Origin of the sequence: Geodermatophilus sp. YIM 151500, assembly GCF_025716945.1 — a bacterium.
In the GTDB taxonomy this organism is placed as follows: domain Bacteria; phylum Actinomycetota; class Actinomycetes; order Mycobacteriales; family Geodermatophilaceae; genus YIM-151500.
Genome location: NZ_JAOVZT010000014.1, coordinates 60843 through 69731 on the forward strand (window position 1 = coordinate 60843; position 8889 = coordinate 69731).

At 76.2% G+C, this 8889-nt stretch carries 10 protein-coding genes; all 10 read left to right on the top strand.

Annotated elements, in window-relative coordinates:
* Nucleotides 1-21: 21 nt before the first annotated feature.
* From mltG to nusB, 10 genes are read left to right on the top strand one after another with little or no spacing between them, the layout of a single operon-like run.
* On the top strand, nucleotides 22-1719 hold the full coding sequence (gene mltG / locus OF117_RS19080) for an endolytic transglycosylase MltG (protein WP_263554428.1): 1698 nt from the start codon (nucleotides 22-24) through the stop codon (nucleotides 1717-1719).
* Nucleotides 1712-2569 (top strand): shikimate dehydrogenase, encoded by an 858-nt coding sequence (locus OF117_RS19085; protein ID WP_263554429.1) that lies wholly within the window; start codon nucleotides 1712-1714, stop codon nucleotides 2567-2569. Before mltG ends, OF117_RS19085 begins: the two co-directional genes overlap by 8 nt.
* Nucleotides 2566-3294, top strand: coding sequence for a prepilin peptidase (locus OF117_RS19090; RefSeq protein WP_263554430.1), 729 nt, complete (start codon nucleotides 2566-2568; stop codon nucleotides 3292-3294). Before OF117_RS19085 ends, OF117_RS19090 begins: the two co-directional genes overlap by 4 nt.
* 36 nt (nucleotides 3295-3330) lie before the next feature.
* Entirely contained in the window at nucleotides 3331-4509 is a 1179-nt protein-coding gene (aroC, locus tag OF117_RS19095; protein ID WP_263554431.1) for a chorismate synthase, read from the top strand.
* Entirely contained in the window at nucleotides 4506-5039 is a 534-nt protein-coding gene (locus tag OF117_RS19100; protein WP_263554432.1) for a shikimate kinase, read from the top strand. The genes aroC and OF117_RS19100 overlap by 4 nt, the downstream gene beginning before the upstream one ends.
* Nucleotides 5040-5077: 38 nt before the next feature.
* Entirely contained in the window at nucleotides 5078-6184 is a 1107-nt protein-coding gene (aroB, locus tag OF117_RS19105; RefSeq protein WP_263554433.1) for a 3-dehydroquinate synthase, read from the top strand.
* The gene (aroQ, locus tag OF117_RS19110) at nucleotides 6181-6615 is read left to right on the top strand and encodes a type II 3-dehydroquinate dehydratase (RefSeq protein ID WP_263554434.1); all 435 of its coding nucleotides are present in this window, start codon (nucleotides 6181-6183) and stop codon (nucleotides 6613-6615) included. The genes aroB and aroQ overlap by 4 nt, the downstream gene beginning before the upstream one ends.
* Nucleotides 6612-7727 carry a M24 family metallopeptidase gene (locus OF117_RS19115; RefSeq protein ID WP_263554435.1) on the top strand — a complete coding sequence of 372 codons (1116 nt, stop codon included), beginning with the start codon at nucleotides 6612-6614 and terminating at the stop codon, nucleotides 7725-7727. The genes aroQ and OF117_RS19115 overlap by 4 nt, the downstream gene beginning before the upstream one ends.
* Entirely contained in the window at nucleotides 7728-8288 is a 561-nt protein-coding gene (efp, locus tag OF117_RS19120; RefSeq protein WP_263554436.1) for an elongation factor P, read from the top strand. It abuts the gene before it with no gap.
* Nucleotides 8289-8301: 13 nt separating this feature from the next.
* A complete protein-coding gene (nusB, locus tag OF117_RS19125; protein ID WP_263554437.1) occupies nucleotides 8302-8706 on the top strand; it encodes a transcription antitermination factor NusB in 405 nt (134 codons plus the stop codon).
* Nucleotides 8707-8889: the final 183 nt, after the last annotated feature.

Here is an 8889-nt window from a genome sequence, read left to right on the forward strand (position 1 = left end):
GCGTGGCCCCCCGCGGGCCCGGTGATCCCGACCGCACCCTCTCCCCGCGCCGGCGATCGCGCCGTCCCGCCGTCGGCCCGCGGCGGCCGCCCGTCGGCCGGGCTGCCCCCGGTCCCGCGGCCCGACACCCGCCGGCCCCGGACGGCGTCGGCGCCCTCCGGTCCGGCTCTCCGCCGCGCGCCGGACCCGGCCGACGCGACCGGTCCCCTCGACGAGGTCGCCCCGTGGCGGTACCCCGGCGACCGCCGGCCCGCCCCGACCGACCCGGCGGACGACGGGCACGGCTTCCTGCCCGGCCGCCACCCCTCGGCACCGCTGCCCCCACGGCCCGCGGGCACCTGGGAGCGCTGGGCCCGGGCGGCCGCCGCCGGCCGCGCCGGTGACGGCTCCGACGACGGCTCCGACGACGCGCCCACCGAGGTCCGCCCGCTGGTCGAGCACCCGGACGAGGCGCCGGCCGACCCCGGCTGGCAGGACAGCACCGGCGGTCTGGACGTCATCGGCGACCACGTCGACGACGGCTCCGCACGCGGTGGGGACGGACGTGGTCGGTCCGCGGCCTCCGCCGGGGATGCCGCCGGCGAGGAGTGGGGGGACGACCCCGGCCACCCGGCCGACCGTTACGACGACGCCATCCCCGACCTCGACGGCCCGGCGCCGCGTCGCCGCCGCCGGGGGCGGCCGCTGGGCGTCCTGGTCTCCCTGCTCGTGCTCGCCGGCGCCGTGGCCGGCATCGTGCTCGGCGGGCGGGCCCTGCTCGAGGTCGTGAACCCGACCGCCGAGGACTACACCGGCTCGGGCAGCGGCTCGGTCGAGGTCCGGGTGGGCAGCGGCGACACGCTGAGCGACATCGCCGGCACGCTCGTCGACACCGGCGTGATCGCCTCGGCCGAACCCTTCGTCGACGCGGCCGAGGCCGATCCCGCCGCGCTCGGCATCCAGCCCGGCACCTACACCCTGCGGTCGCGCATGAGCGGCCAGGCGGCGCTGGACCTGCTGCTCGATCCCGCGTCGCGGATGCTCAGCCGGGTGACCCTGCCCGAGGGGTTGACGGTCGGGCAGACGTTGCAGCGCCTGGCCGACGCGACCGGCCGTCCGCTCGAGGAGTTCACCGCCGCGGCCGCCGACCCGTCGGCCCTGGGCGTGCCCGCCTACGCCGGCGGCCAGCTCGAGGGCTACCTGTTCCCGGCCACGTACGACTTCGAGCCCGACGACGCGCCGGTCGACATGCTGCGCGCGATGGTGGCCAAGTTCACCGAGGTCGCCGGGCAGCTGCAGCTCGAGCAGCGGGCCGCGGCACTGGGCCGCACGCCGGGCGAGATCGTCACCGTGGCCTCGATGATCCAGTCGGAGACCCGCCTGGACGCCGAGCGGCCCGCCGTCGCCCAGGTCGTCTACAACCGGCTCGCCCGTGGCATGCCGCTCGGCATCGACGCCACGTTGGCCTACGGCCTGCAGAAGAACGGCAACGAGCTGACCAGGGCCGACCTGCAGACCGACTCGCCGTACAACACCCGCACGCGGACCGGTCTGCCGCCGACCCCGATCAGCGCCCCGGGCGAGGCCAGCCTGGAGGCGGCGCTGGCCCCGAGCACCGGCGACCTCCTGTACTACGTGCTGCAGTCGGCCGACGGGACGCACTTCTTCACCGCCGACTACGCGGAGTTCGAGGCGGCCCGGCAGCGGTGCGCCGACGCCGGCCTCGGCTGCGGTGGCTGACCGGCCCCGACGCGCCGCGGTCGTCGGGCGGCCGGTGAGCCACTCGCTGTCACCGGTCCTGCACCGTGCCGCCTACGCCGCGCTCGGCCTCACCGGCTGGAGCTACGACGCGCTCGACCTCGGTGCCGAGGACCTGCCGGTGCTGCTGGCCGGCCTGGGCGAGGAGTGGCGCGGGTTCTCGGTGACCATGCCGTGCAAGCAGGCCGCGGTCCGCGTCGCAGACACGGTGGGGCGGCTGCCCGCGCTGCTCGGCGCGGCGAACACGCTGGTCCGCGACGACGCGGGTTGGCGGGCCGAGAACACCGACGTGGCCGGCATCGGCATGGCGCTGCAGCTCGCGGGGATCGAGCGGGTCGACACGGCGGCCGTCGTCGGCGCTGGCGGGACGGCGGCCGCGGCGGCGGTCGCGCTCGCCTCGCTGGGCGCCCGGCACGTCGAGGTCGTCGTCCGCGACCCCGCCCGGGCGCAGGAGCTCACCGGCGTGCTCGGCACCCTGCGCGTGCCGGCCGAGGTGCGCCGGCTCGACGAGGTGGCCCGCCCCGGCCGGCACGCCGCCGGCGGGCTGGACGCACCGCTCGTGGTGAGCACCGTGCCCATCGACGCCCAGCCGGCGCTGCTCGACCTGGGCTGGCGGGCCGGTCAGACGGTGCTCGACGTGCTGTACGCGCCGTGGCCCACACCGCTCGCCGAGCGGGTGAGCGCCGCGGGCGGCCGGGTCGTCGGCGGCGCCGAGGTGCTCTTCTGGCAGGCGACCGAGCAGGTCGAGCTGATGACCGGGCACGCGGCGCCGATCGAGCCGATGCGCGCCGCGCTCGACGCCGCACTGGGGCACGGGAACGGCCGGTCGTGACCGCCGCGGTCCTGACCGCGGTGCTCGTCGCGCTCGTCGCGGGCCCCCGGCTGGCCCGCGCAGGGCTCCGGCACGCCGCCCGCTACCGCACCCCGGCGGGGCCGGACGACCCCGAGGCCGACCTCCCGCCGGTGCCGGTCGGGTCGGCGTCGCCGGTGCTCGTCGTCGACCGGCCGGGTCAGCTGCGGGTCGTCGTTGTCACCGTCGTCCTCGCCGGGCTGCTCGCCGGGGCCGTGCTGCTCGTCGGCCCCCGGCCGTTCCTGCTCGCGCTGGTCTGGAGCGCCGGTGCCGGGGTGGTCCTGGCCCAGGTCGACCTGGCGGTGCACCGGCTGCCCGACCGGATCGTGTACCCGTCGCTCGCCGTGACCACGGCCGCCGGCTTCGCCGATGCCGTCGTGCTCGGCAGCTGGGGCGAACTGCTGCGGGCCCTCCTCGCCGGGCTCGCCGCCTGCACCGCGGCCGCCGTCGTCGGGACGGTCAGCCCGCGCGCCCTGGGTTTCGGCGACGTCAAGCTGCTCGGGCTGCTGGGGGTGCTGCTGGGCTGGTTCGGCTGGTCGGTCCTGGTCCTCGCCGTGCTGCTCGGCTGCTTCCTCGGCGCCGTCGTCTCGCTGGTCCTGATCGCCGCCCGGCGCGCGTCGTGGCGGACCGAGATCGCGCTCGGGCCGTCGCTGCTGGCCGGCGCCGTGCTGGCGCTGGGCTTGCCCGGGGTGCTCCCCGGAGCCTGAGCAGCGTGGCTCACCCGGGCTGGCAGAATCGCCGGCATGTTGCGCTGGCTGACCGCCGGTGAGTCGCACGGCCAGCAGCTCACCGCCATCCTCGAGGGCCTGCCGGCCGGCGTCGAGGTGCAGACCGCCGACGTCGCCGCCGCGCTCGCCCGCCGCCGCCTCGGGCACGGCCGGGGCGCGCGGATGTCCTTCGAGCGGGACGAGGTGACCCTCACCGGCGGCGTGCGGCACGGCCGCACCCAGGGCGGGCCGATCGCGCTCCAGGTGGGCAACACCGAGTGGCCGAAGTGGACGACGGTCATGTCGGCCGACCCGGTGGACCCCGAGGTGCTGGCGGGCCAGGCCCGCAACGCCCCGCTGACCCGGCCGCGACCCGGCCACGCCGACCTCGCCGGCATGCAGAAGTACGGCTTCGACGACGCCCGCCCCGTGCTCGAGCGGGCCAGCGCCCGCGAGACCGCGGCTCGCGTGGCGCTCGGCGCGGTGGCGCAGGCGTTCCTCCGCCAGGCCCTGGGCGTCGAGGTGGTCAGCCACGTGGTCGCCATCGGCCCGGTGGTCGCGCCCGCCGGCGTGGTCCCCGGCCCGCACGACACCGCCCGGCTCGACGACGATCCGGTGCGCTGCGCGGACCCGGCGACCAGCGAGCGGATGGTCGCCGAGATCGACGACGTCCGGAAGAACGGCGACACGCTCGGCGGCGTGATCGAGGTGGTCGTGCACGGCCTGCCGCCGGGCTTGGGCAGCCACGTGCACTGGGACCGCCGGCTGGACTCCCGGCTGGCCGCCGCGCTCATGGGCGTGCAGTCGGTCAAGGCCGTCGAGGTGGGTGACGGGCTGGAGACGGCCCGGCGCCGCGGCTCGGTGGCCCACGACGAGATCGTCGCCGAGGGCGGCCGGCTCCGGCGGGCCACCGGCCGGGCCGGCGGCATCGAGGGTGGGATGACCACCGGCGAGGTGCTGCGGGTGCGCGCGGCGATGAAGCCGATCTCCACCGTGCCGCGGGCCCTGGCCACCGTCGACGTGGCCAGCGGCGAGGCGGCCGTGGCGATCAACCAGCGCAGCGACGCCTGCGCGGTGCCCCGCGGCAGCGTGGTGATGGAGGCGATGGTCGCGCTCGTGCTCGCCGACGCCGCGCTGGAGAAGTTCGGCGGTGACTCGCTGACCGAGACCCGCCGCAACGCGCAGGCCTACCTCGAGGCGCTGTCCTTCCGATGAGCGGTCCGGTGCTGGTGCTGGTCGGCCCGCCCGCATCGGGCAAGACCACCGTCGGGGCGGCGGTCGCCCGCGCCCGTGGCCTGCCGTTCCGCGACACCGACCGGGACGTCGAGGACGAGTCCGGCTCGACGGTCGCCGACTTGTTCGTGGAGCGCGGCGAGCCGTACTTCCGGGCCCTGGAGGAGCGCGCCGTCGCCCGCGCCCTGGCCGAGCACGACGGGGTGCTGGCCCTGGGTGGCGGGGCGGTGCTCAGCCCGGCCTCGCGGCGGCTGCTCGTCGCCCGCGGTCGCGCCGGCGGCGTGGTGGTGTGGCTCGACGTCGACCTCCCCTCCGCCGCGAAGCGGGCCGGTCTCGGCCGCGACCGGCCGATCCTCGGCGTCAACCCGCGCGCGATGCTGCGGCAGATGCTGCAGACCCGCGCCCCGCTCTACGCGGAGGTCGCCACGGTCACCGTGCCCACCGGCGGCCGGACGCCGGACGACGTCGTCGCCGACGTGCTGGCCGCGCTGCCGGCCGGGGCCGCCCGGTGACCGGCGCGGCGGACCCGGGGACCGGTGGGGCCGAGCCGGTGACCGCTGGGGACGGCGCGGCGCGGCGCATCCGGGTTGCGGGGGACCGCCCCTACGAGGTGGTGGTCGGCCCGGGTGCGCAGACCGAGCTCGGCCTGGTGCTGGCCGGCACGGCGCGAGCGGCGGTCGTGCACGCCCCGCCGCTGGCTGCGGCGGCCGGCGCGGCGCTCGAGACGCTGCAGTCGGCCGGCGTCGCCGCCGAGGCCGTCGTCGTCCCCGACGGCGAGGTCGCCAAGACCGCCGAGGTGGCGGCCCGCTGCTGGGAGGAGTTCGGCCGGCTCGGGCTGACCCGCTCCGATGCCGTCGTCGGCGTCGGCGGCGGCGCGGTCACCGACCTCGCCGGCTTCGTCGCGGCCACCTGGTTGCGCGGCGTCCGGGTGGTGCAGGTGCCCACCAGCCTGCTGGGCATGGTCGACGCCGCCGTCGGCGGCAAGACCGGTATCAACACCGCGGCGGGCAAGAACCTGGTCGGCGCCTTCCACCCGCCGGCGGCGGTGCTCGCCGACACCGACCTGCTGGACGGCCTGCCCGACGCCGAGTTCCGCGCCGGGCTGGCCGAGGTGGTCAAGTGCGGGTTCATCGCCGACGCGGAGATCCTCCGCCTGCTCGAGGCCGATCCGACCGGCCGCCGCCACACCACCGAGCTGATCGCCCGGGCGGTGCAGGTCAAGGCCGACGCCGTGGGGGAGGACCTCTACGACACCGGTCGTCGGGAGTTCCTCAACTACGGGCACACCCTGGGGCACGCCATCGAGCGGGTCGAGGACTTCGGCTGGCGGCACGGCGAAGCGGTCGCCGTCGGCACCGTGTTCGCCGCCGAGCTGGCCGGGCAGGCCGGGTTGCTCTCCCGTGCCGACGTCGACCTGCACCACGACCGGCTCGCCGCGATGGGGCTGCCCACCCGCTACGCCGGCGACTGGCTGCGGCTGCAGCGGGTGATGCGCGTGGACAAGAAGGCCCGGGGCGCCGCGCTGCGCTTCGTCGTCCTCGAGGGCCTCGGCAACCCGCGCATCCTGACCGATCCCGACCAGGCCTGGCTCGACGCCGCCTGGGCGGCGGTGTCCGCCACCACCCCGGGCACCCCGGCGAGCGAGGAGACCCGATGACCATCCAGGTGCTCAACGGCCCCAACCTCGGCCGGCTCGGCACCCGCGAACCGGAGATCTACGGCCGCACCACCCACGCCGACCTCGTGGAACTTCTCGAGAAGACCGCTCAAGACCTCGGCGTCGAGGTGCGGGTGCGCCAGACCGACCAGGAGGGGGAGCTGCTGCGCTGGGTGCACGAGGCCACCGACGCCGGCGACGCGGTGCTGATCAACCCGGCGGCGTGGACGCACACCTCGATCGCCCTGCACGACGCTCTCGCCGCCGTGCGCGCGCCGGTGGTGGAGGTGCACATCACCAACATCCACCGGAGGGAGGAGTTCCGGCACGTCTCGTACGTGTCGAAGGTCGCCACCGGCGTGATCGCCGGCCTCGGCGTGGAGGGCTACGTGCTGGGCCTGCAGTGGCTGGCCCGGCAGGGTGCCCGATGAGCCGCGACACCAGCCGGGAGGCCGGGCGCCGGGAACACCTGCGCACCGTCGCGGCGCAGCAGGAACTGGACGCCGTCCTGGTCACCAACCTGCTCAACGTGCGCTACCTGACCGGCTTCACCGGCTCGAACGGCGCGCTGCTGCTGCGCACGGACGGTCGCGACGTGTTCGGCACCGACGGGCGCTACACCACCCAGGCCGGGGTGCAGGTGCCCGACGTGGAGCTGCTCGTCGACCGCGGCACGGTGGCCGCCCTGGCCCGCGCGGCGGTCCGCGGCGGCGCCGGCCGGCTCGGCTTCGAGTCGCACGACCTCACCGTCGACGGGCTCGCCTCGCTGGAGCGGGTGCTCGCCGAGGAGGCGGACGAGCGGGCGGTGCCCGAGCTGGTCAGCGTCCGGAGGGCGGTCGAGGCGCTGCGCGCGGTCAAGGACGACGGGGAGATCGAGTCGCTGCGCCGGGCCTGCGCGGTCGCCGACCAGGCGCTGGCCGAGCTGGCCGCGGAGGGCGCGCTGCGGCCCGGCCGCACGGAGCTGCAGGTCGGCCGGGAGCTCGACGCGCGGATGCTCGCGCTCGGCGCCGAGGCGCCGTCGTTCGAGACGATCGTGGCGGCCGGCGCCAACTCGGCCATCCCGCACCACCGGCCCGACGGCACCGAGCTGCGCGCCGGCGACTTCCTCAAGCTCGACTTCGGCGCCACCGTCGACGGCTACCACTCCGACATGACGCGCACCCTGGTGCTGGGTGAGCCGGCCGACTGGCAGCGGGAGGTCCACGCCCTCGTGGCCGAGGCGCAGGCGGTCGGGCGGGCGGCGCTGGCGGTGGGCGCCGACGTCGTCGCCGTCGACGCCGCCGCCCGGGAGGTGATCGCCGCCGCGGGGCACGGCGAGCACTTCTCCCACGGCCTGGGCCACGGGGTGGGCCTGGAGATCCACGAGGCACCCGGCATCGGGCCGCTCGGCGCGGGTACGCTGACCGCCGGCATGGCCGTCACCGTGGAGCCGGGGGTCTACCTGCCCGGCCACGGCGGTGTCCGGATCGAGGACACCCTGATCGTGACCGATGACGTGCCCGAACTGTTGACCCTCACGAGCAAGGAACTGCTGGTCCTCTAGATGGCTACCACCAACGACCTCAAGAACGGCATGGTCCTCAACCTCGACGGCCAGCTCTGGGCCGTCACCGAGTTCCAGCACGTCAAACCGGGCAAGGGCGGTGCGTTCGTCCGCACCACGCTGAAGAACGTGCTCTCGGGCAAGGTCGTCGACAAGACCTTCAACGCCGGCACCAAGGTCGACACCGCCACCGTCGACAAGCGGTCGATGACCTACCTGTACAAGGACGGCACCGACTTCGTCTTCATGGACGGCGAGACCTTCGACCAGATCCACGTGCCGGCCGAGACGGTCGGCGGCGGCGCCGACTACCTGCTGGAGAACACCGAGGTCGTCGTCGCCGTGCACGAGGGAACGCCGCTGTACGTCGAGCTGCCGGTGACCATGGAGCTGGTCGTCGAGCACACCGACCCGGGCCTGCAGGGCGACCGCTCCACCGGCGGTACCAAGCCCGCGACCCTGGAGACCGGCGCGCAGATCCAGGTGCCGCTGTTCATCAGCACCGGCGAGAAGCTCAAGGTCGACACCCGCGACGGCCGGTACCTCGGCCGCGCCAACTGACCGTCCCCGCCTGATGGGCGCCCGGTCCAAGGCGCGCAAGCGCGCCGTCGACGTCCTCTACGAGGCCGAGCTGCGCGGCCGGGACCGGCTCGAGGTGCTCCGCGAGCGGCTCGCCCTCGCCGACCCGCCGGTGCCCGACCACGCCGTCCGGCTGGTGGAGGGCGTGGCCGAGCACGCCGCCCGCATCGACGGGCTCATCTCCGCGCACGCCCGCGGGTGGACCCTCGAGCGGCTGCCCGACGTCGACCGCGCCATCCTGCGGATGGCCGTCTTCGAGCTGCTCTGGGTCGACGACGTGCCGGACCCCGTGGTGATCGACGAGGCGGTCCACCTCGCCCGCGTCCTGTCGACCGACGACTCGCCGGCCTACGTCAACGGCGTCCTCGGTGCCGTGGTCGACGCCGAAGTGCCCACGTAACTCTGCACTCTGTCGCCCTCCGGGCTCCGACCGCGGCCACGTGCCGTCCCCCGGCTGCGCGGAGCCCCGCCTCGCATCCCCGGCGGGGAACCTCCGGCCCCCGCGCCGGGTCCGCGACCTCCCAGGGCGGCCCGCCGACCGACCGCGGCCACGTGCCGTCCCCCGGCTGCGCGGAGCCCCGCC